Raw genomic sequence first — 22,913 nt, 5'->3', positions numbered from 1 at the left:
TTAGAATCCAATGTTAAGACCAAACACCCAGCTTCGGATAGTAGTTGTAGTACCAAAGTGTCTGGCATTGTTATCATAGTTCATCATATCTGTATCCAGCCAGTCGCACTTTGAATAAATTGTGAATGGGTTCATGGCCTGGACATAGAGCTTCAAAGAGTTGATGCCAAGGGGAGCCAACTGCTTTCCGGTGAAGTTGTAGCCCAGGGAGATGTTACGCATCTTAATGTAAGAGCCGTCCTGATAGTTCATAGAACTAGCATAGGTATCCTGTGACTGACCATTAGTACCAGGTCCATAATACTCTGCGTTCTCGTTTTCACCGGCTACCCAGTAGTCGAGCTTACGCATGGCATAACGACCGTCGAGGTTAACTGAACCCTGAGGAACGGTGAACTTCCAGCGAGCGAAGATGAAGCAAGAGAGTTCCCACTCCTTATAAGTGAAGGTGTTGCGCCAACCGCCTGACCAACGAGGACGAATCTTACCTACAATAGTACGGTCGTTGTTACCATCGATCTTATCATCTGTATTCAGATCCTTAACTCGGATCTGACCAGGCTTACGGCCATACACAGCAGCCTGCTCAGCCTCAGAGGTCTTCCAAATGCCATCATAGACATAGTCATAATAGACACCGATTTCCTCACCGACAAACCAGTTTTTGTTGATATTCTCAGTTACGCCGTTAGCCAGTTTCTCGATCTTATTGCGATCAAGCGACCAAGAAAGAATGGTGCTCCACTCGAAGTCCTTGGTCTTCACGGGCAGGGCATTAATCTGCAGGTCGATACCCCAACCAGAAGTCTCACCGACATTAGCCATTGTTGCGAGATAACCATTGGGTGAAGGAATGCTGGTTGCCATCAGCAGGTCCTTTGTCTTCGTGGTATACACGTCAACGGCACCACCCAGACGTCCGGAGAGGAAGCTATAGTCAAGACCGAAGTTCCACTGATAAGTCCTCTCCCAGCTCAGGTTCTTGTTAGCCATAAGAGCAGGATTCTTCGCGTTCGGGTCAGAAGGAACATAGCCAACATCCGTCTTATCGCCCCACGTATATGTGAGGTCCTGAACAGAGCCCTTCGTAGCATAAGGAGTAATGGCAGCATTACCAGAGACACCCCATCCGACACGGAATTTCAACTGGTCGATCCATTTTATGTTCCGCATGAACTTCTCCTGTTCCATGCGCCAACCAAGAGATAGTGATGGGAAGCTAGCCCACTTGTGACCCTCAGACAACTGAGAGGCACCATCCCAACGCATAGAAGCAGTAAGCAGATAACGGTCCATCAGCGAATAGTTGATACGAGCCATATAAGAAGTCATCGAAGACTCTGTCAGACCTGTAGAATAGTCAGTAGGATCATTCTTGGAGTGAGCATTGTACCAGAGTTCCTCTGCAGTAGCCACGTTAGCACGGATATTACCTCCCTCATAATGATAGTCGGAAGCCGACTGCAACAGAGTAACACCAATGCTGTGGATGTCGGCGATCGTTTTGTTATAGCTGACGATATTATCAAGCGTCCATGCCACACGCTGATAGGGATTATAGACAATCTGGTTGCGACCTGCGCCGTTAATACCCTCAGCGGCATTCGCTGTACCAAGACGGAAGTACTGGAGTTCAGGTCCGAACTGGATACGATAGCTCAGGCCCTCTAATGGCAACCAGATCTTACCGAAGTCGAGCTGAGCATATGCACTACCGTTGATACGGAAGTTCTTACGCTGGTTCTTGGTATAGTTCAACTCGTCAATGGGGTTCTGGATATTCACATCACCTGTAGGATACTCGATGAAATTGCCATTCGCATCGTAAGGCACAGACCAAGGCAGCATACCACGCAGGGCGTTGTAGTAGTCACCTGCACCAGTGGTCGACTTCGTGAAGCTATAACCATACTCCTGCGTACCATAAGAAGCATTCATCGTCATACCCATGGTGAAGTAAGGCAGGACCTTACCCTCGAACGAGGTGTTGAATGTGAAGCGCTGGTAGCTCTGACCAGGTGTTACACCCTTCTCGTTCAGATAACCAAATGAGCCATAGCCCTTGAACTTATCCGTACCACCTGAAGCACTCAGTGTATGCTCCTGGGCAATACCCGTGCGCTTACCTTCGCTCTCCCAGTCATAAGAACCCACCTTTGAGTAGTCGAAAGAAGAGTGGTCTGCACTCCAGCCCTTCTCGATATTGGCCCAAGAAGCAGGCACATTACCATAGAGCTTATAGTCAAGATCGTAGTTAGGTGTACCGTCGCCATATGCACCACTATTATAATAGGCATAGCGAGAGTACTTCAGCCATTCGGCTGCGTTCATCATCTCAGATACATTATGAAGTGAGGAGACGGTCAGAGTTCCTGAATAGTTCATAGTCACCTTACCCTCCTTACCTTTCTTGGTCGTCACGAGCACCACGCCGTTAGCACCACGGCTACCGTAGATAGCTGTTGAGGAAGCGTCCTTCAACACCTCGATCGACTCGATGTCGGCAGGGTTGAGATTCTCGATACCAGCGTTCTGGATGATCATACCATCGACCACATAGAGCGGGTCGTTTTTTGCACCATCAGATCCACCGATGGAACGCTGACCGCGAACCGTAATGGAGCCCACCTCACCAGGACGCTGGCTATTGGTGATATCCACACCGGCAGCCTTACCCTGCATAGCCTGCAAAGCATTGCTCACAGGCATCTGGGTCAGTTCCTTGGAATCGATGTGTGCCAGCGCACCTGTCACGTCGCTTTTCTTCTGGACACCGTATCCTACCACGACGACCTCGTCGAGCAGCTGACGGTCTTCCTCAAGCGTCACGTTGATCTGTGTCTTTCCTGCCACGGATATCGTCTGGTTGCGATACCCCACATAGGAGATCAAAAGGTTAGCATTCTCGGGTGTGTTCTTAATGATAAAGTTTCCGTCAAGGTCGGTCACTGTACCAGTAGAAGTTCCCTTCACAATGACGCTGGCTCCGATAATCGGTTCACCGGCAGCATCAACTACAGTTCCCGACACCTGCTTCTGGGCGAATGCACTAGACGTGCAGAGCACCATCAAGGCCAAGAACATCAGTCGGTGGAGCACAGATACGCCCCTCCCGAACTTGTCTGTAACATAAAGTTTTCTCATACAGTTAATGGTTAGTAAAATTAGTAAGAGTTGTTAAAGTGAAGGCAAAGGTAACATTTTCTCCCAATTTCCATATACAATATTTCTGCAAATACCCAAATAAATCAAAAATCAAAGAAGAAAATCAAAAATTAGGGGTCGGCTCCTATGAACCGACCCCATTTGGTCTCTATACCTGATAATGATGATGCCTAAATCAGGTTCATTCCCAGCTTCTTGCAGGCCTGACGCATATCGTCGGGCCAGATGCTGGCCTGTATCTCACCGATATGTCCTTTATGGAGCAACACCATGCACAGACGGCTCTGTCCGATACCGCCGCCGATGGAGAGCGGCAGCTTGTCGTTGAGCAGTTGCTGATGGAAGTAAAGCTGTTCGCGCTCCTCCTTGCCCTCCATCTTCAATTGACGGAGCAGGGAGTCCTTGTCGACACGGATACCCATCGACGACAGTTCGAACGAGCGTCCCAGCACAGGATACCATATCAGGATATCACCGTTCAGGCCCTGCTTACCGTTCTCGGCCACCGTCGACCAGTCGTCATAGTCTGGTGCACGTCCGTCGTGCTTCTCGCCATTCGACAGTTTACCGCCTATACCTATTATAAATACGGCACCGTAAGCCTCACAGATGGCATCCTCACGCTCCTTTGGCGATTTATCCGGATACATCTTCAACAGTTCCTCGGCATGGATGAAGTGGATCTTCTCAGGCAGGAAAGGCTTGATCTGCGGATACGTCTCACAGGTGAGATACTCCGTACGACGGATAGCCGCATAGATACGCTCTACCACATTCTTCAGGAAGGAGAGCGTACGATCCTCCTTGCGTATCACGGCCTCCCAGTCCCACTGATCCACATAGAGCGAGTGCAGGTTGTCGAGTTCCTCATCGGCACGGATAGCATTCATATCTGTATAAATGCCGTAGCCAGGTTCTATCTTGTATTCGGCCAGACTCAGCCGCTTCCATTTGGCCAGCGAGTGAACCACCTCAGCCTGTGCGTCACCCAGATCCTTGATAGGGAACGACACTGCCCGCTCCACGCCATTCAGGTCGTCGTTGATGCCAAGTCCCTTAAGCACGAACAGAGGAGCCGTCACGCGGCGCAGTCTCAGTTCTGTAGAAAGGTTCTGCTGAAAGAATTCCTTGATTAGTTTGATACCCTGCTCAGTCTGCTTCATATCAAGCAGCGCCTCATATTTCACAGGTTTGATGATTTGTCCCATATTTTAGATGATACTTAATTCTAGTTTATAGCTGTGGCATTTGCCGCTGCAAAGGTACACATTTATTATTAAAACGCAAGCGAAAAGAAACAATTATTTTGCAAAATGACACAAATTGATAATATCCGCTAACATTTTGCACGAGCGGAAGCCCGTTAACAAATCATAATTCTTAATTCCTTATTCTTCATTCTTAATTAATAGTCGTACCTTTGCATACGCTTTTCAAAAGCAGGGTCCCGTAGCTTAGCTGAATAGAGCGTCAGATTCCGGTTCTGAAGGTCTTGGGTTTGAATCCCAACGGGATCACGAAGGAAAAAGGAGAATTAAATATGAAAGTTCACTTTCAAATATTTAAGGCTCCTTTTTTCTTTGTAGGATGGCAGGCGCCAGCCTACGGGAAAGACGAAGTCAATCCCAACGGGATCACATAGGATGGCAGGCGCCAGCCTACGGGAAAGACGAAGTCAATTCCAACAATGAAACCTATTTCTTCAATTTCTCTACCACTTCCAAATCCGCTGGCAACCACTTCACACTATCAAGTTCATCTTTCGACAACCACCGTGCCGCTTCATGCTCGTTCAGATGCAGCGCCTCCATTAGTAGCGAACAAAGATAGCAGTGCATGGTTAGAGAAAAATTTGGATAATCATACTCCACCATACAAAGAAACTCATCCACGCTGATCTCCGTAGACAGCTCCTCTCGGATCTCCCGTATCAGAGCCTTCTCCGGCGTTTCCCCGGCCTCCATCTTTCCCCCAGGAAACTCCCACCAGTCCTTCCACTCACCATATCCCCGCTGAGTGGCGAATATCTGATCTCCCTTACGAATAATTGCAGCTACTACTTCTATTTGTTTCATTACAGTTCATATTTTATCAATTAGAAAGATAGAACACCGTATCCATCAGGCTGTGATAGGCATAATAGATTCCATTGAGGATATTCCAGTTAGAGGTCTTTTCTACATTCATATGGAATTCTTAAATTATACATATTCTTCTCTTGTAAAACTCCATTTACGTTCACACTTTCTCCCCTCAATAGGCTTATATTCCAATTCCGATTTTGATAGAAATACATTTTGACGTGTTTTTCCTGGATTTATTCTTGATTCTCGTGGAGAATCTACCCATTTTATATCATTGCTATTTCCAAGAGGGAAGCCATTTAATAATGTATAAAGATAGGTAGATTGTGTATTATACCTATAATCAGTATACTTTCTAAACATACTTTTGGCATCTTTTGAATCATCAACTTTTTCCCATTTTAAATACGAGCCATCGTTGGCTATTATTTCATAGGATCTAATCAAAGCTGATGCTCTATATTCTCCTATTTCGCTTTCAAAGGAGATATCAAAGCCTGAAGAATGTGCATGTAAAAACATAAGAGGGAAATATGGAACCTCTTCTAAATCTCTTCCATTTCGATGATATACAATGGGGTCATGTATTCCGTTTTCCTTCTCGCTATGAAAATAGAATTCAACAGTCCTAATATACACCTTGTAATCATTACGAACGTTAATATAACCGCCATAAAGAAATACAGGAGCAAGTCTTTCAAAAAGGCTCTGAAGTTCTGTTTCATTTGAGACTTTGTTAGCTGTAGTCTCAAAGTCTTTTAAGGCATCAATTAATCTTGTCATATTTATTATTGATAATTATTTACTAATGAGTTGTTAGAATTCTGTGCAAAGGTACAGTCGAAAATACCCTGTGACCAAAAATTTTTAGTTAAGACTTACAAATAATTCCGAAATAGCTATTTATGACTGATAGTTGTTATGAATCGAGCCAAGCACAGCCAGAGGCTTCTCTTGCAGAAACTCCTTAATAGTTGCTATATACAAACATCTATTTACTTGATTATTGTTCGGCATAATTCGATGAGTATATTGCTGCAAAAATACAAATTTCATTTCAGAATATCATACTTTTTCTGCCTTTTCTAAATCATGGAGGCGACAAAGGTACATCAACGCCCTTCAACGGGGTCATTTGGCAGTCGGCCGAGGTGAAGGCTTCAAGCCCCCATACGTACTTCTCTCATCGAGAGAGAAGGTAGTATGAGGGGCGGTTTGAAGCGACCTTCACCGAGGCCCCAACCAACGAGAACGGCTAAAAAGCGTTTTTTATCATTCGACGACGGTTTTCCTATGACTTGGCCGGTTTCAACAGCCCGACAGGGGCTCTTGGAGGGGGTCAGAAGGGGTCCAATTGTTAAACTTTGCTAACAGAAATGAAAGTTTTCGGGTTTCTTGCCATTTTCCGTGATAACTGTTGTCACGGACCCTATTTTTGTTTGTTGTATCTTTGCAGCGTGAACAGAATAGCTATGCTGTCTAACAACAAAAAATGGGGGTGATGACAACCGGGGCAGAAAAGCGATGTTTGACATTCTGAGACAATATCCATATGACTTAGGGGATGCAACCCTATGACTTAGCAAGCCTAAATCTATGACTTAGGGGATGCAACCCTATGACATAGCTGGCCTGACCCTATGACTTAGGGGACGCAACCCTATGGCATAGCAGGCCAATACGCGACGGTTACAATCATTTCATTCCATTGACGAATCACAACATGCGCTCCGAGCACGAGCCTCGTCGTTCCCACGCTCATCTGCCTGCTGTTCTTCGCCCTGCTGAACCACTGGCTGGCACGACAGTACCACCAGAAGGGTCACGCCTGATGTCAAGAAAAAGTTCATTTTCAGTTCAGTCGCAATAGACTTTTAGTTTGCCCGGAGTAACGATTGGGTTTACTCCGACCAAACCCGCCTCTTTATAGTTGACGAGATAATCTCCAAGACTGTAAGGAATGGCACTTACGAGAGAAAGAGATAATCCCTTATAGGGTATAGAGATAATCCCTTTCACTCGTAAACCCTATCTCCACGACTCATAGACCCTATCTCTTTGAGGGAAAGATCCCCCCTCTTTCTTACATAGGCATAACCGCCTCATTATCAAGCTAATAGCAAAATCACCCCAAACTCGCGCCTACGCTCTCATCTCCGATGTTCTTGACCTCGGCCCAAGTCATAAGCAACACTTTGTCGGGGAAATTCTAAGTAATTTCCCCTTTCCTAAGATATTATGTACACAAAGATTCTTTATTTCACCAAAAAATTTGTATATTTGCGATGATTTTCACGAGTTGATCCTAAAACATATATCATAACACATGTCAACAGAAGATTTACAGAAACGAACAACCGTCAATATACAGGAGAAGGCCAACCTCATTTGGGCCATAGCCGATAAACTGGTGGGAACCTATAAACCCCACGAGTATGGCAATGTCATCTTGCCCATGTGTGTCATCAAGCGCTTCTCTGATACGCTGGCCCCCACCAAGGAGGCGGTGCTGAAGGCCAATGACCTTTGCGAGCAGCGGGGACTGGCCGTAAGAAAGGGCTTTCTGACTACTGCCTCCGGCTATGACTTTTATAATGTCTCTCCCTTTACGTTTGAGGGGTTGCTGTCAGATGCAGATAATATTGCCGACAACTTCCGCAGTTACCTGAACCATTTTTCTGAGAATGTGGTGGATATCATCGAGAAGTTCGATTTCGACAAGGAAATCACAAAACTCGACCACAACGGCATCCTCTACAATGTGATTCAGGAGTTCTGCTCAAAGAAAGCCTATATGGGTGCCGACGAGATCAGCGCGGTCGATATGGGATACATCTTCGAAGAACTGGTACGCAAGTTCTCTGAGAGTTATGACGAGCAGGCAGGAGCCCACTTCACCGCTCGCGACATCATCTATCTGATGGCAGAGATGCTGGTGGCTCCGCAACGCGACCAACTTGAAAAAGAGGGTGTAACGGCTACTGTCTACGATATGGCGATGGGTACCAGTCAGATGCTCGACTGTCTCTCTGAAAAGTTGTTGGCGATCGACCCTGAGGCACAGATCACCGAGTTCGGACAGGAGCTAAACGAGCAGACCTTCGCCATTGCCAAGGCCAATGTGCTGATCAAGGGTGGCGATGCAGAAAATATGCGTCACGGCAACACCCTGAGCGATGATAAATTCGAGGGCTACACCTTCGATTATATCATCTCGAATCCGCCCTTTGGCATTGAGTGGAAGAACGAGAAGAGCAAGGTGGAGGAAGAGCACAAGCGTGGCGATGCAGGTCGCTTTGCCCCTGGCTTGCCTGCCATTGGCGACAGTCAGCAGTTGTTTATGCTCAATGGCATTGCCAAGCTGAAAGATACGGGGCGTATGGCGATTATTCAGAACGGCTCACCATTATTCAAGGGTGATGCTGGTAGTGGCGAAAGCAATATCCGTGGTTATCTGCTCGACAACGACTGGCTGGAAGCCATCGTGCAGATTCCCAACGATATGTTCTACAACACGGGTATTGCCACCTACATCTGGATTGTCACCAAAGACAAGCAGCCAGAGCGCACAGGCAAGGTGCAGTTGATTGATGCCAGCAAGTGCTGCGAGAAGCGTCGCAAGTCGTTGGGCAACAAGCGCAATGAGTTTACCGACCGCTGCATCGACCTGATAGCCAATGCTTATATGGCTTTTGAGGATGGCGTGTATGAAGACGGTGAACTGACTGTAGAAAGCAAGGTGAAGGACTGCGACGACTTCAAGTTCACCAAGGTGGCTATCAAACTGCCAGAAAAAAAGAAAGACACAGAGAATGTGCCCTTCAAGGAAGACATCGAGGCCTATATGCAAAAGAATGTCTATCCCTACGCACCAGAGGCAAAGGTGGACATGAAAGCCAGCAAGATAGGCTACGAAATTCCTTTCACCCGTGAGTTCTATAAATATGTGGCACCTCGCAAGAGCGAAGAAATCTTTGCCCATCTGCAGGAGCTGGAGCAGCAGGAGAGTGCGTTAATGGCTAAAATCATGGGACGATGAGCTGGGAAATGAAACATAGCGGCATTGAGTGGATTGGCGAGATTCCGAAGGAGTGGAAATACTCTTTCCTTAAATATATTTACATATTTGAAAAAGGAAAGAACGCTCAACAATATACAAAAGATTATATTGGTATTCATCCAGGTGTATTTCCTGTATATAGTGGACAAACAGAAAACGAGGGTGTGATGGGGTGTATTGACACTTTTGATTATGATATTGATGAATGTCTATTTACAACAACAGTCGGTGCAAAAGTCATGACTCCAAAGATTCTGAGGGGGCGTTTTTCGCTTTCTCAGAACTGTTTGATTATGAAAAAGAAGAAATTGGATATCAATAATACATTTTTCTACTTTTTATTGATTTCACTGTTCGACTATCAAAAATCACTTATTCCATCCCATATGCAACCTTCTTTACGAATAGAAGACTTGAATACCTATTCATTCTATCTTCCATCTCCCTCTGAGCAGCAAAAGATAGCCAACTATTTAGATAAGGTATGTGGTGAGGTGGATGAGATGATAGCCCTGCAAGAGCAGATGATAGAGGAACTGAAAGCCTATAAGCAATCTGTCATCACCGAGGCTGTCACCAAAGGCCTAAATCCTGATGTGCCTATGAAGGATAGTGGGATTGATTGGATTGGAGAAGTGCCAGAGCATTGGAACCTACATCAATTTAGAAGAATCTTTGTGATTAAGAAAATCATAGCGGGCACATTGGGATATGATGTTTTATCTGTAACTCAAAATGGTATAAAAGTTAAAGACCTTACAAAGAACGAGGGACAAATAGCTCAAGACTATTCAAAATATCAGTTAGTAGATGTACATGATTATGTTATGAATCACATGGACTTATTGACTGGTTACGTTGATTGTTCAAAACAAGTTGGAGTGACGAGTCCTGATTATCGTGTCTTTAGAGCAATAGATAAAACTCAAATATCCCTGTCTTATTACTTGAAAATTTTCCAAACATGCTATAAAGAAAAGATCTTTTATCATCTTGGACAAGGTGTTTCTGGTATGGGAAGATGGAGACTTCCAGCTGACCAATTGAAGTTGTTTTATTTACCAATGCCTCCTCTCTCCGAGCAACAATCCATCGCCTCCTATCTTGACACTAAATGCGCAGAAATCGATGCTCTGATAGCTATTAAGCAAGCGAAGATAGAGGAGCTGAAGGACTATAAAAAGAGCGTGATATACGAATATGTAACTGGTAAAAAAGAAGTGATATAATTATGGATTGGAGTTTCTTGAACATATTTAAAAAAGCCGATTTTAATACTTTGATGTTTTCATTGGCAGTAACGGGTTGGATATTATTATATTACCACCCAGACATCATCTATTTTAAAATCATTGCATTATTGTGCTCGATTTATTGTATTAGTAGGTTCATCGTTCATCTGTATAATGCTTATCAAATAAGGAAAGTGAACAAAGCAAATGCAAAATATGATCAAGAGCAAAATGTCAAAAGAACGCATGATAGAGAATTGCAGGCTCAATTTGTGTATGATAGATTGAGCAGAAATGACCAAGAACTATTGCAAGAAGTTATAAATAAAAGTGAAAAGAGTTGTTATCCCGATGTATATATTATCAAAGATAAACTCTCGAATTGTATGTTTATCTCACAGGTTCAGATGATTCTGTTTGGTGATGATATGATTAATAGTTGGATTAGTATAAATGAATCTTCGGATTCATATAGTATCATTATAAAATCGCCACTTAATACTATAATAGAAAGTAAATTAAACAAATAGTGTGTATGAGCAAGAATCCTCAGATATTTCATGGCGAATGGTGGGTGCCGGCGAAGGCTGATCCAACCAATAGCATATTTATGACTTTGCCAGAAGGCGGTGAGAGTAAATATACTGGTACCTTGACATATTATGGGGATAAAGATTCCACTTTGGAAATATACCATGTGCCCAGTGGTTATCATTATAGCCATTATGAGTATAATAAGGTTCTATGGGGTAGAGATTCTAATGGTAATATCTTTACGTTGTTTAATGTTGCCATGAGAGAAACACGTGGTTTCGATTTCACGAACGTAACATATGCCGTAGGAGTAATACTTACCGGTGAGCATGTTCTATCACCAACTGAAGATTGGACAAAAAAATGTGTAGTCTACTTTCCATATTTGAATAATTGGATGTTTAACGAAACACAGCATTTTGTTACTGCGAACTTTGGAGAAAACAGTTTCCAATTAAATGCTGCATTTAATGAAAGAAAGTTATCTGATGTTACTATTGACAATGGAACTCATTTGGAATTATTCCATAGAAATGAAATTGAAAGTAGTATAGAAGGATATAAAATCAATATGAAACCTTTCTTTGAGATCGAAACACCCCAACCAAAATCTTTAGGTTATTATTTAAAATTAATAAGTGAGTTTGAACAGTTCCTTTCAGTTGCATTATATACTGAGCAACATTGTTCGGAAGTAGAGTTTTTGGACAGAAATGGGGACATTAGAGAAACCTGTAAGTTGTTGGTAAAACAAGAACCTTCAGAAGATCCTGCTTTTTCATCATTGATAAAGTTTGTTCAACTAAAAGATAAACTACCTTCAATGTTGTCCTTATGGCATGATAATTTTGATAAGGTTGCACCAATAAGTGGTTATCTGATTGATTCTCTTCAGAAAAAAAATCGGTTTGATGTGCCAGATTTCCTAATTATTGCTCAGGCGTTGGACGGATATTATAAAAGGTTTGTAAATGAAAAGAATATAATAGGTCGTCGTGGATATGAACTTGGGATAAAAACATTGCTTGAACAATTTAAAGATGTGGATTGTGTACGGAAATGTAAAATAGACCCCAAAGTACTAACGCAATCTCGAGATAAATATTCTCATCTTTTATTAGATAAAGATAAACCTTTTGCGGTAGAGGGCTGGGACTTGTATTGGCTGACCGAAAAATGCAAGATATTGCTTACTTGCTGCATACTCAATATGTTGGGACTGACTAACAAGGAAATCAATCTTTGTTGTGAGCAGTCGCCAATATCACAGATAATAGATTCATTTCCTCTTGAAATAGATTAGCGTATGGAAACGAAAGAGAAGAATTTCGAACAGGATATTGAGAGCTGGCTGCTGGGTGAAGGCGGCTATGTGAAGGGCAATATGTGGACCTATGACAAGAAAAAGGCCATAGACATGTCTACCCTTATTGAGTTTATCGAGAAGACACAACCCAAACAATGGGAACGCTATATGAATATCTATGGCGAACAGGCTCGACAGCAGCTCTATAAGATATTCCAGAGCAATGTGGCGCAAAATGGTTTGATATATGTGCTGCGAAATGGTATCAAAGACCGCGGCATCGGATTGAAGTTCGTCTATTTCGAGCCTGCATCAGGACTGAATGAGGAGTTGGTTGAGAAATACAAGGCCAATATCCTGACAGAAACCCGTCAGTTCTTTTATTCGGCAGAGAACAAAAACTCCATCGATATGGTGCTGTCTGTAAACGGAATCCCCCTCGTGGCCTTGGAACTGAAAAACCAGTTCACTAATCAGACGGTGGAGAACTCCAAACACCAATATATGTACGATCGCGACCCCAAAGAACCCTTGTTCCAGTTCAACAACCGCATACTGGCTTACTTCGGCGTGGATCTGGAGGAGGTGATTATGACCACCGAGTTGAAAGGCGAAAACACGTTCTTCCTGCCATTCAATCAGGGCAGTAATGGTGCTGGTAATATTGGTGATGGTGGCAATCCTGCCAATCCTGATGGCTATCCAACAAGTTATTTGTGGGAAAAGGTGCTGCGTAGGGATATGCTGCTGGCACTGCTGCAACGCTATATCAGTCTGCAGGTAGAGAAGAAGGTGAAGTTGGTGAATGGCAAGAAGGTAACCACAGAATCGAAGAAGATCATCTTCCCACGTTATCATCAGTTGGATGTTGTAGAAAAGCTGATTGCCGACACGAAGGCCCAGAAGGAGGGCAAGAGTTGGTTGCTCCAGCATAGTGCCGGTAGTGGAAAGTCGAACTCCATTGCCTGGCTCACCTACAGGTTAGCATCGCTGCATAACCTGGAAGATAAAGAGATGTTCCAGTCGGTGTTTGTGGTGACAGACCGAAGGATTCTGAACAATCAGTTGCAAGACACCATCCTGGGCTTCGACCATAAGTTGGGACAGATAGAGACCATCACGGATAGCGATAACTCTTCGAAACTGAAGGATGCCATCAACGACAAGAAACGTATCATCATTACGACTATTCATCGTTTCCCACTCATCTATAAAGAACTGGACGGACATGCTCAGAAGAATTTTGCTATTGTGATTGACGAGGCTCACAGTTCGCAGAGCGGTAAGAGTGCAGAGAAACTGAAAGAGGCGCTGGCCGATACTGACGAGGCGCTGAGAGAGATGGCGGCATGGGAAGAGAAGACGGAAGAAGAGCTGAAGGACAGCATGGATGTGATGACAGAAACGCTGTTGGCACAGGGCAAGCACAAGAACCTCTATTTCTACGCCTTCACGGCTACGCCCAAGCCAAAGACGCTACAGACCTTTGGCGTGATGAAAACTGATGGTACCTATGATGCCTTCCATCATTATTCCATGCGTCAGGCCATCGACGAGGGCTTTATCCTTGATGTATTAAAGTACTATACCACCATCGAGACGAGTTACGAGATAGCCAAAGCCATATCGGAGAATCCTGAGTATGAGGAAATGCCAGCTACGAGGGCCATCAAGAACTATCACGACACGCACGGCTTTGTGTTGCAGCAGAAAATAGAAGTAATGGTGGAGAAGTTGCGTGATATTACGCTTTCGAAGATTGACGGCCAGGCCAAAGCCATGATTGTGTCGCCATCGAGAGCCCATGCGGTGAGGTATCTGTTCCTACTGAAGGAGTATTGCAAGAAGATGGGCTACGATGATGTGCGTCCGCTGATTGCATTCTCTGGTACTGTGAAATATCAGGGCGAGGAATATACGGAGAGCAAACTGAACAGCACGGATGAGCAGAAGATATCGGAGAAGCAGTTGCCGCTGTTCTTCAATAGCGATATGTATAATGTGTTGATTGTGGCTGATAAGTACCAGACGGGCTTTGATGAGCCGTTGCTGCATACGATGTTCGTGGATAAGAAACTGCGAGGCGTAAAGGCCGTGCAGACGCTGTCACGACTGAATCGGAGTCATAAGGGAAAGACGGACACTTATATTCTGGACTTTATCAATACGGCTGATGACATCAAGAAGTCGTTCCAGCCGTTCTATGAGGAAACCCTGCTGAGCGATGCCGTGGATGTGAACGTGGTGTATGAATACGACACGGAGTTGAAGAAATATCATCTGTGGAACACTGACGATGAGGAGAAGGTCTATCAGATCTACGCCAAGCGCAAGCAAGGCGACAAGGATATGGGTAAACTGGCTTCGGCTCTGAAACCAGCCCTGCAAGCGTATGAAACTCTGGTGGAGGACGAACAGTTTAAGGTCCGCTCGTTGCTGAAGAACTTCATCCGCTTCTATGCCTATATGGCGCAGGTGGTGCGCACGTTCGATAGAGAACTGTATAAGTCTTATATCTTTGCGGAGTTCTTCTATCGGATTATTCCAAAGAAAGCGCACGAGAAAGTAGATCTGAGCAACAAACTGGCACTGATCAATAACAAACTGACTGAGACCTTTTCTGGATCCATTGAACTGAAGCCAACGGAGAAAGACAAGACGGTGAATCCTGAAAAGGGCACACAAGGTAAGAAACCTGAAGAAAAGACAGACTTGCTGGCAAATATCATCGAGAAGATTAACATCATGTATGCCGGCAAGTTCACGGAGGCCGACAGGGTGATTGTGGAAACCATCTACGACAAGATGGTGAGATCTGGCAAGGCCCTGAAGAAACAGGCCAAGAACAACGACGCCCAGATGTTCGAGACCAGCATTTTCCCCAAAGAGTTCGACAAGGTGGCGCAGAAGTGCTATATGGAACAGATGGATGCCTTCTCGAAGCTCTTCGAGGATGAGCAGTTCTATAAGCGCGTGATGAGCGAAATGGCCAAGGCCATGTATCTGAACTACAGGAACACTCCTATCGGAGAGGTGAAGGAGATCAACATGCAGGATGTTGAAGAAGACTCTCTTCAAGGAATGGCTGCAGAGCCACTCTCTAAACCCAAAGAGGATTAATGAGATTGATTGCTCAAGAGATATAGTGCCCCCGAAAGATTGTGATTTATCTTTCGGGGGCATTATATAGATTAAAGAATACTAATCTTTCTTGGCCGTGAGGCGAAGGAACTCGGCACGGGCCTTGGCCAACTGGTCGAGGAACTCCCGACTGGTGTGGAGGGCGGCACAGGCGGCACCTGCGGCCAGGCGGCCTGCGTCGATATCGCTCTGCCAGTGGGCGCCGACGATGACGCGGCTGTCGCCATACATCATACCACGGGCCAGGATGGTGTCGGCTGCTGCCGGATTGATCTCGGAGAGCAACAGGGCGGCACTCCATCCGCGGATGGTATGACCAGAGGGATAGGAGCCGTTGTGGACGAGGCCGGGCTCCTCGTGGCGGGTGAGCATATGCTCGTGCATGCGCTGGAACGGACGTTTCCGTCTGTAGAACCACTTGGCCTTGCCGCCAATCTGGTCGCAGGTCTTGATGCTTCTCTCCATCAGGGTATAGATCTCGGGGGTCTTCTCCTTGGTGATCTCCATACCGAAGGGCACATAATAGGCTGCAAGGGTGGAGTCGATATCCCAGACGGCATCGCGGATGGCGATGGCAGCACGGACGGAGTCGAGACGCTGGGTCTTGCCCCACATATAACGCATGATATCGTGAACGAACGCCTCGCTGGTAGTATCAGGAGGGGCAGGCAACCACTTCAGAAGGTCGGGCAGCTGTCTCACTGACAGATAGGGCTTGGATTCTTGTTTGTCGGCACTCTGGGCCTGAGCCGTCATACCGCAGAAAAGAAGGATGACAATAAGCATCCAGAGAGGTTTCTGTTTCATCGTTATTGTTTTTGTTGTTTTAATATTTAATAGTTGACTGTGAGTTGCAAAGATACGACAAAAAAAGATCTTATTTCACTTTTCCCCCAAAAAACAGATAAAAAGAGGATTTTCCTCGTTTATCTGATTCCTTTTTCGTATTTTTGCAACCGATATGGATATTACTGAACGTTTTTTAAACTATACGAAGTTCGACACGCAGTCATCGGAAGAGAGCGACAGCGTGCCCAGTACCCCCAAACAACTTGTTTTCGCAGAATACCTGAAGAAGGAGCTTGAGGACGAGGGCCTCAGCAACGTAGAGATGGACGAGAAGGGCTATATCTACGCCACACTGAAGGCCAACACCAAGGGTGACATCCCTACCATCGGCTTCATATCGCACTATGACACCAGTCCCGACTGCTCTGGCGCCGACATCAAGCCCAGCATCGTCAGGAACTACGACGGCTCGGACATCCTGCTCTCCGAGGGCATCGTCAGCAGTCCGAAGAAATTCCCTGAGCTGCTGAAGCACGTGGGCGAAGACCTGATCGTCACCGACGGACACACGCTGCTGGGAGCCGACGACAAGGCCGGCATCGCCGAGATCGTTCAGGCGATGTGCTATCTGCGCGACCACCAGGAGATTCCTCATGGGAATATCCGCATCGCCTTCAACCCCGACGAGGAGATAGGCATGGGTGCCCACCATTTCGACGTAGAGAAGTTCGGCTGTGAGTGGGCCTACACGATGGACGGCGGCGACGTGGGCGAGCTGGAGTTCGAGAACTTCAACGCTGCCAGCGCGAAGATTCATATCAAGGGCGTGAGCGTGCACCCGGGCTATGCCAAGGGGAAGATGGTGAATGCCAACAACCTGGCCGCTGAGTTTGCCAGGCTGCTGCCCGAGGACGAGACGCCAGAGGCCACTGAGGGCTATCAGGGCTTCTACCATCTGCTGGGCATCCAGTCGAACGTCGAGGGGGCCAAGCTGAGCTATATCATCCGTGACCACGACCGTGAGCAGTTCGAGGACCGCAAGCGCATGATGCTGAGCTGCGTCGAGCAGATGAACGAGAAATACGGTGAGGGAACGGTGACAGCCGAGATCAAGGACCAATATTACAATATGAAGGAGAAGATCGATCCACAGATGCATGTGATCGACCTGGTGTTACACGCCATGCAGGACTGTGGTGTGGCGCCTAAGGTGAAACCTATCCGTGGCGGCACGGATGGTGCCCAACTGTCCTTCAAGGGTCTGCCCTGCCCCAACATCTTCGCTGGAGGCGTGAACTTCCACGGACCTTATGAGTTTGTGAGCATCCAGTCGATGGAGAAAGCCATGCAGGTCGTCGTGAAGATCTGCGAGCTGACGGCTGGCTTCAACGACTGATCGTCAGGTGTCGAGGAGGGCGGCCAACGAGTCGCGCTCTCCTACCACCCAGATGATGTCGCCTACCTGGAACTTCCTGTTGGGTCTGTAGGCCGAAAGGCTTTCCTTTCCCTCTTCAAGACCCACGACCATACAACTGTAGGTCTCACGGATACCACTCTCGATGAGTGTCTTTCCGATAAACGGACTGTCGCTGGCAATGATCAGTTGGCGTAGCTTCATCTCGCGCTTCTCCAACTCAGGGTCAACGCCCCACTGCTCTCTCTCCATGGCTTCGCGGAAGGCCGTGAACTGCGCATCACTACCAATCACCTGAAGGACATCACCAGGGAAGATGACACAGTCGCCATCAGGGATATTGATGCGACGACCACCACGCAGAATGCTACTCACATGGACACCATACTTCTGACCGAAGTTCAGCTGCTTCAGCGTACTACCCATCCAGGTCGAGTTAGACGGCACCTCGAAGTCGGCGATGTGAATATCACGATCCAGCAGGCGCCCCTCATAGAGCGGACGTTTCTTTCCATGCACCTGGGCCTCGATATCACGTGAACGGAGGTTCTGGATAAAGAGCCGCTCCAGAGCGATGCTACGATGCTTGATGCGGCGCGACAAGATGATCAGGATGATGACCACGAAGCCGATGGTGATCATCAGAGCGTTGGTGAAACGACTCAGATAGTTACAGATATAGAAGATGAAACTGACGGCAATCAGTATGCGCACCAGTATCGTGAACAGCAACGGGAAATAGTTGCGGCTGCTCTCCTTCCACAAACCCTTGAACTCCTCGCTATGATTCTTCTTCATGACCATGGCACGGAGGAAGGGAGAGATCATAAGTACGGTGAGGATGCCTGTGATGGCATTGGCATACCAATGCAGTTCCCATCCTGGCAGCAGTTTCCGCATAAAGGGCAGCACGAAGGTGAACATCAGGACGATGGTGGCCGACGACAGGATGGAATAGATCAGTGTGTTGATAGTCATCTGCGTGAGCAAACGCTTCCACTTGCTCTGCTCCTGGGTATGAGGATGACTCATCGACATATGGTTAAGCGAACGGACCATTCGTTCGGACAGATGATGCTCCAGATGGTTATAGGCTGGGGTGGCCAAGCGTATCATATATGGGGTGAGGAACGTGGTGATGACGGAGACGGCCACGACCACAGGATATAGGAAATGACTGATCACACCCAACGACAAGCCCAACGAGGCGATGATAAACGAGAACTCACCGATCTGCGACATGGAGAAGCCACAACGCATGGCCGACTTCAGCGACTCACCGCCCAGCATGAAGGAGAAGGTGCCGAACACGGCCTGACCGATCAGGATCGTCAGCACCAGCACGACTATCGGCAGGGCATAGTCGACCAGGATCCTCGGATCGACAAGCATACCCACCGACACGAAGAACACAGCACCGAAGAGGTTCTTCACTGGCTCGACCAGGCGCTCGATACGCTCGGCCTCGACGGTCTCGGCCAAGATGCTTCCCATGATGAACGCACCAAAGGCGGAACTGAAGCCGACCTTCGTGGAGAAGACGGCCATGGCACAGCACAGTCCTAAGGAGACGACCAACAGCACCTCGCCATTGATCAGACGACGGACAGAACGCAGGAACAACGGTACGGCGAAGATGCCCACGACCAGCCATAGCACCAGGAAGAAACCGATACGCACCACGGCCTCAAGCATCTGACCACCCTCGAGGTCCTGTCCTCGGGCGATGGCACTCAGCATCACCATCATTACGATGGCCAGAATATCCTCGAGTATCAGCACACTCATTACCAGTCCGGCAAACTGCTGCTGGCGCAGACCCAGATCGTCGAAGGCCTTATAGATAATCGTCGTCGACGACATGGCCAGCATACCGCCCAGGAAGATACAGTCCATCTTCTCCCAGCCGAAGGAATGTCCCACACAGACTCCAAGTATCGACATACAGAAGATGATGGTACAGGTAGAGATGACAGGTGAGGCGCCCATCTTCAGGATCTTCTTAAACGAGAAGTCCAGTCCTAAGGAGAACAAGAGGAACATCACACCGATGTCGGCCCACAGATGGATATTGGCAGAGTCGACCACAGAGGTCGTATAAGGCATGTTAGGACTCACCAGGAAGCCGGCCACGATATAGCCCAGCACAAGCGGCTGTCTTAACTTCTTGAATATAAGCGTCACGATACCGGCCACCATCAGGATCAGGGCCAGGTCTTGAATCATCGTCGGGAGTGCTGCCATTCTTATCAGCTATCAAGTAGGATCTATCAATACCACTGCACGGCGTTCGAGAAGCCACTGCGCTTGTCGTACTTCAGAGCATCGGTGAGCGTCGAAGCGTTACACCTGAACGAGAAGTTATAGCTGGTAATAGGAGCCAGCGTAACACTACACGACATGTTGAAGCAATGCAGGTCGCGGTTCAACGAGGCCGTGGTCATGGATATCTTCTTATAGTCGAAGTCATAACCTGAGGAGAAAGAGATGTTCCATCCATCACTGATTCGCAGACTACCGCTGATGTTCAGGTTCTGGGAGAACGTATATGGATAGCGCATCGTCTTCTTGTTGAATCGCTTCACGTCGGTATCCTCACGCATGGTCACACCATAACTGAGGCTGATATTCCATGGCATCTTGAATGCCAGATAGCCATCCTCGTCGGTCTCGGCCTTGGACGACTCTTTCGACTGTACGTGCTTGGCTCGCTCCATCTCCTTGTCGATGTTGGAGTCGAGGTCGTCAAGATCGTCGTCGTCCTCTTCTTCCGCCTTTTTCTTCTTCTCTACCTTCTCGCCTCTCAGCCATTTGAAGAGGTTGCCCACCTTCTCGTTGTTGAGCGTATAGCTGATATTCTGCGATATACCCTGGAAACGACCGATCTTTCCACGCTCCCAATAGGTCTTGGTGTCGCTCAACCGGGGATTGCCCACACTGTCGAGTTCATAGACATACGAAGCGAATGAACCTTTCAGACTCAAGGTATAACTCTTCGAGAGCTTCAGGCGCAGGGAGACATCAAGCGGACTCAAGGGTTGGATCTTGGAAGAGAAGTTATAACTCATACCAAGACCGAACTCGTCGATCAGACTGATCTTCTTATAACCCGTAGAATCATCATCAGACTTGACCTTCATCTCCAGATTGTTCGACAGATTCACGGAAAGAGAACCGCTCTTACCTTTACCCGGCACACCGTAGAGACCGTTCTGGAAAGGCGAATACTCCACCTCCGTCACATTACCGTCCAGGTCGGTCTTCATATATTTCTTGTAGTAACCATAACGACTGGCACTGAAGTCGGGAGCATGACTATAGCTGATGGTCGGTGTAAACACATGGCGGATAGCCTGGACCTTATCTCCGAAGAGCTTACGGTTGGGAATCCAGAAGCCGTACACATCGGTCGTCGCAGTCACATTGAAGTTCCAGTTGTATACGTTATAGAAACCGCTCAACGTATCCGTGACCTCTCGCTGATGCTCCGTATCCCACGACTTATGTATCTTATTGAGATAGGTACGGTCGGTCAGGTTGAACGAAGGACTGATATTCAGGAAACCGAAGAGCGTGAGATCGGCCTTGATAGGTATCGAGTGCGACATGCCGTTTTTCCAGTCCTTACTCAGACTGGAGTTCAACAACAGGTCTTCCTTGGTGAGAATCTTGTTCTCCAAGCGCCCGGTATATGACATCGAGATCTTCTCGTACCATCGTTGTGCGCCTGCCGCCTTCTTCCGTTTGAAGGGATAGAAGCGCGAGATGAAGATATCCAGACCAGGCAGTGTCACACCGATAGTAGAGTCACGCATATTCTGTTCAAGGTTCATCGTCGAGCTGAGTGTCATGCCAATGCTGGAGAAGCCCGTGCTCCACGCTACAGAAGAGGTGCGCTTCGACTGTGCCAGTCTCTGCGGGTTATACAGCGATGTCAGGTTATTCCGCTCATAGCCGACAGAAGAGAAATTGACGTTTGCAGAGAGCGTGCTGAAGGGGTTGGCCTTCGGATCCTGCTGATGCCGCCAAGTCAGCTTGAAGCTGTTCGTCTTCATATAATCCGGCATATTCTTCTCGCCAGTGACCGTCGATTGATAACTGGCAAAGAAGGATCCTGAATAGCGATAGCGCTTCTTATAGTTCGAGGCTGCCGAGAGGCCCCATGAGCCTTTCGTATAGATCTCACCCAAGAGCTTCAGGTCCACCTTATCGCTCAGCGCAAGGTAATAACCGCCATCGCGCAGATAGAAGCCGCGCGACATCTCATCGCCATAGGTCGGCATGATGATACCACTGGAATAGCTCTTCGTAAAGGGGAAGAAGCCGTAAGGGATGGCCAGAGGCAGCGGCACATCGGCCACCACGAGATAAGCCGGACCGAACACCACGTCCTTACCCGGACGTACCTTGGCCCTCGACAAGGCCAGATAGAAGTCGGGATGGGGATCGTCGCAGGTGGTATAACGGCCATGCTCGAGGAACATCTCGCCATTGGCACCACGCTTCGACAACTTACTGGTCAGGTAACCTTCCTCCTGCTGGGTATACACCTCGGTAATCAGACCCTTCTTCGTCTTGAAGTTAAAGGCCATGGTATCGCTCTCATATTCGTCGCTGCCCATCTTGAAGACCGGTGTCTTGGCCAACTGATGGGTCGTGGTGTCTATCGAGCCCGTCGCATGCACCAGGCTACTGTCGAGGCTCATATAGATCTTATCGCTCGAGAGGTCCATATTCTGGTATTTCACCGTCGACTCTCCAAAAAGGTGAGCCAGACCAGACTCCGCCTCATAGGTCAGGGAGTCGTTGGCCGAATACTCTACAGGCGAGTCGATACCACTCTTCCTGCTCCGGTTGATACTGTCAAGCGCCAACGAGTCGTCGATAGCCTTGTTATGCCTGTAAATAGCCAATTCCAGAGAGTCCATCGTGGTGGTATCGCGTTTCATCCTGGCTGCGGCGGCGGCACTCCGCCTCAACAGGGTATCAACAGGAACGGACACCGTCGTATCAGTCGGGATGCTGTCATTGGTCCCATAGACAGGTGCCTTGGAGACAAAAGACAACGATCCTTCCGCCATCACCACGATGATGACGAAAAGCATCAGAATCAGGGCTGATTTCCTTTTCACGGTGCAAAGGTACTAATAAAATAAGAATTAAGAATTAAGAGTTAAGAAAAATTGCC

At 47.2% G+C, this 22,913-nt stretch carries 14 protein-coding genes and 1 tRNA gene; 7 read left to right on the top strand and 8 right to left on the bottom strand.

The features are described 5' to 3' along the window. Both BMY63_RS09130 and asnA read right to left on the bottom strand, forming a co-directional pair. Complete coding sequence (locus tag BMY63_RS09130) at window positions 1-3,144, bottom strand: SusC/RagA family TonB-linked outer membrane protein (protein ID WP_091916119.1); 3,144 nt, start codon at window positions 3,142-3,144, stop codon at window positions 1-3. A gap of 191 nt (window positions 3,145-3,335) precedes the next feature. Beyond that, a complete protein-coding gene (gene asnA / locus BMY63_RS09125) occupies window positions 3,336-4,373 on the bottom strand; it encodes an aspartate--ammonia ligase (protein ID WP_091900825.1) in 1,038 nt (345 codons plus the stop codon). A 235-nt stretch (window positions 4,374-4,608) separates the two neighbouring features. Between asnA and BMY63_RS09120 the strand changes: the two genes are divergently transcribed. Then, a tRNA-Arg gene (locus tag BMY63_RS09120) sits at window positions 4,609-4,682 on the top strand. Window positions 4,683-4,859: 177 nt separating this feature from the next. On the opposite strand, the gene BMY63_RS09115 is transcribed toward BMY63_RS09120, so the two are convergent. The 3 genes from BMY63_RS09115 to BMY63_RS12345 form a co-directional block, all read right to left on the bottom strand. Then, the gene (locus tag BMY63_RS09115) at window positions 4,860-5,240 is read right to left on the bottom strand and encodes a (deoxy)nucleoside triphosphate pyrophosphohydrolase (RefSeq protein ID WP_091916117.1); all 381 of its coding nucleotides are present in this window, start codon (window positions 5,238-5,240) and stop codon (window positions 4,860-4,862) included. Window positions 5,241-5,366: 126 nt separating this feature from the next. Beyond that, window positions 5,367-6,032: a hypothetical protein gene (locus BMY63_RS09110; protein ID WP_091916114.1), complete on the bottom strand. Its 666-nt coding sequence runs from the start codon at window positions 6,030-6,032 to the stop codon at window positions 5,367-5,369. A 917-nt stretch (window positions 6,033-6,949) separates the two neighbouring features. Beyond that, window positions 6,950-7,099: a hypothetical protein gene (locus BMY63_RS12345; protein ID WP_176771085.1), complete on the bottom strand. Its 150-nt coding sequence runs from the start codon at window positions 7,097-7,099 to the stop codon at window positions 6,950-6,952. Window positions 7,100-7,575: 476 nt separating this feature from the next. On the opposite strand from BMY63_RS12345, the gene BMY63_RS09105 reads away from it, so the two are divergent. Genes BMY63_RS09105 through BMY63_RS09085 form a run of 5 tightly spaced genes read left to right on the top strand, consistent with a single transcriptional unit; the run spans window position 7,576 to window position 15,501 of the window. Beyond that, on the top strand, window positions 7,576-9,288 hold the full coding sequence (locus BMY63_RS09105) for a type I restriction-modification system subunit M (protein WP_091916112.1): 1,713 nt from the start codon (window positions 7,576-7,578) through the stop codon (window positions 9,286-9,288). After that, window positions 9,285-10,538: a restriction endonuclease subunit S gene (locus BMY63_RS09100; protein ID WP_091916110.1), complete on the top strand. Its 1,254-nt coding sequence runs from the start codon at window positions 9,285-9,287 to the stop codon at window positions 10,536-10,538. The genes BMY63_RS09105 and BMY63_RS09100 overlap by 4 nt, the downstream gene beginning before the upstream one ends. 2 nt (window positions 10,539-10,540) lie before the next feature. Next, window positions 10,541-11,071 (top strand): hypothetical protein, encoded by a 531-nt coding sequence (locus BMY63_RS09095; RefSeq protein ID WP_091916108.1) that lies wholly within the window; start codon window positions 10,541-10,543, stop codon window positions 11,069-11,071. 5 nt (window positions 11,072-11,076) lie between these two features. Next, window positions 11,077-12,378, top strand: coding sequence for an ApeA N-terminal domain 1-containing protein (locus tag BMY63_RS09090; protein WP_091916106.1), 1,302 nt, complete (start codon window positions 11,077-11,079; stop codon window positions 12,376-12,378). Window positions 12,379-12,381: 3 nt separating this feature from the next. Then, the gene (locus tag BMY63_RS09085; protein WP_091900860.1) at window positions 12,382-15,501 is read left to right on the top strand and encodes a type I restriction endonuclease subunit R; all 3,120 of its coding nucleotides are present in this window, start codon (window positions 12,382-12,384) and stop codon (window positions 15,499-15,501) included. A gap of 81 nt (window positions 15,502-15,582) precedes the next feature. Here the strand turns inward: BMY63_RS09085 and BMY63_RS09080 are convergent, their stop codons facing one another. Further along, a complete protein-coding gene (locus tag BMY63_RS09080; protein ID WP_091916104.1) occupies window positions 15,583-16,329 on the bottom strand; it encodes an acid phosphatase in 747 nt (248 codons plus the stop codon). A 154-nt stretch (window positions 16,330-16,483) separates the two neighbouring features. Here BMY63_RS09080 and pepT point away from each other — a divergent pair, with 154 nt between their 5' ends. Beyond that, on the top strand, window positions 16,484-17,707 hold the full coding sequence (gene pepT / locus BMY63_RS09075) for a peptidase T (RefSeq protein ID WP_091916102.1): 1,224 nt from the start codon (window positions 16,484-16,486) through the stop codon (window positions 17,705-17,707). A 3-nt stretch (window positions 17,708-17,710) separates the two neighbouring features. Here the strand turns inward: pepT and BMY63_RS09070 are convergent, their stop codons facing one another. Both BMY63_RS09070 and BMY63_RS09065 read right to left on the bottom strand, forming a co-directional pair. After that, window positions 17,711-19,969 (bottom strand): cation:proton antiporter, encoded by a 2,259-nt coding sequence (locus BMY63_RS09070; protein WP_091900866.1) that lies wholly within the window; start codon window positions 19,967-19,969, stop codon window positions 17,711-17,713. A 26-nt stretch (window positions 19,970-19,995) separates the two neighbouring features. Continuing rightward, a complete protein-coding gene (locus BMY63_RS09065) occupies window positions 19,996-22,857 on the bottom strand; it encodes a putative LPS assembly protein LptD (protein ID WP_091916100.1) in 2,862 nt (953 codons plus the stop codon). Window positions 22,858-22,913: the final 56 nt, after the last annotated feature.

Source organism: Prevotella aff. ruminicola Tc2-24, from assembly GCF_900110895.1.
GTDB lineage: Bacteria > Bacteroidota > Bacteroidia > Bacteroidales > Bacteroidaceae > Prevotella.
This window is presented reverse-complemented; position numbering and strand designations above follow the sequence as displayed.

Bases quoted from the DNA above. Each gene is read 5' to 3' on its own strand.
- BMY63_RS09130 (WP_091916119.1), bottom strand. From the start codon at position 3,144: ATGAGAAAACTTTATGTTACAGACAAGTTCGGGAGGGGCGTATCTGTG.
- asnA (WP_091900825.1), bottom strand. From the start codon at position 4,373: ATGGGACAAATCATCAAACCTGTGAAATATGAGGCGCTGCTTGATATG.
- BMY63_RS09115 (WP_091916117.1), bottom strand. From the start codon at position 5,240: ATGAAACAAATAGAAGTAGTAGCTGCAATTATTCGTAAGGGAGATCAG.
- BMY63_RS09110 (WP_091916114.1), bottom strand. From the start codon at position 6,032: ATGACAAGATTAATTGATGCCTTAAAAGACTTTGAGACTACAGCTAAC.
- BMY63_RS12345 (WP_176771085.1), bottom strand. From the start codon at position 7,099: ATGAACTTTTTCTTGACATCAGGCGTGACCCTTCTGGTGGTACTGTCG.
- BMY63_RS09105 (WP_091916112.1), top strand. From the start codon at position 7,576: ATGTCAACAGAAGATTTACAGAAACGAACAACCGTCAATATACAGGAG.
- BMY63_RS09100 (WP_091916110.1), top strand. From the start codon at position 9,285: ATGAGCTGGGAAATGAAACATAGCGGCATTGAGTGGATTGGCGAGATT.
- BMY63_RS09095 (WP_091916108.1), top strand. From the start codon at position 10,541: ATGGATTGGAGTTTCTTGAACATATTTAAAAAAGCCGATTTTAATACT.
- BMY63_RS09090 (WP_091916106.1), top strand. From the start codon at position 11,077: ATGAGCAAGAATCCTCAGATATTTCATGGCGAATGGTGGGTGCCGGCG.
- BMY63_RS09085 (WP_091900860.1), top strand. From the start codon at position 12,382: ATGGAAACGAAAGAGAAGAATTTCGAACAGGATATTGAGAGCTGGCTG.
- BMY63_RS09080 (WP_091916104.1), bottom strand. From the start codon at position 16,329: ATGAAACAGAAACCTCTCTGGATGCTTATTGTCATCCTTCTTTTCTGC.
- pepT (WP_091916102.1), top strand. From the start codon at position 16,484: ATGGATATTACTGAACGTTTTTTAAACTATACGAAGTTCGACACGCAG.
- BMY63_RS09070 (WP_091900866.1), bottom strand. From the start codon at position 19,969: ATGGCAGCACTCCCGACGATGATTCAAGACCTGGCCCTGATCCTGATG.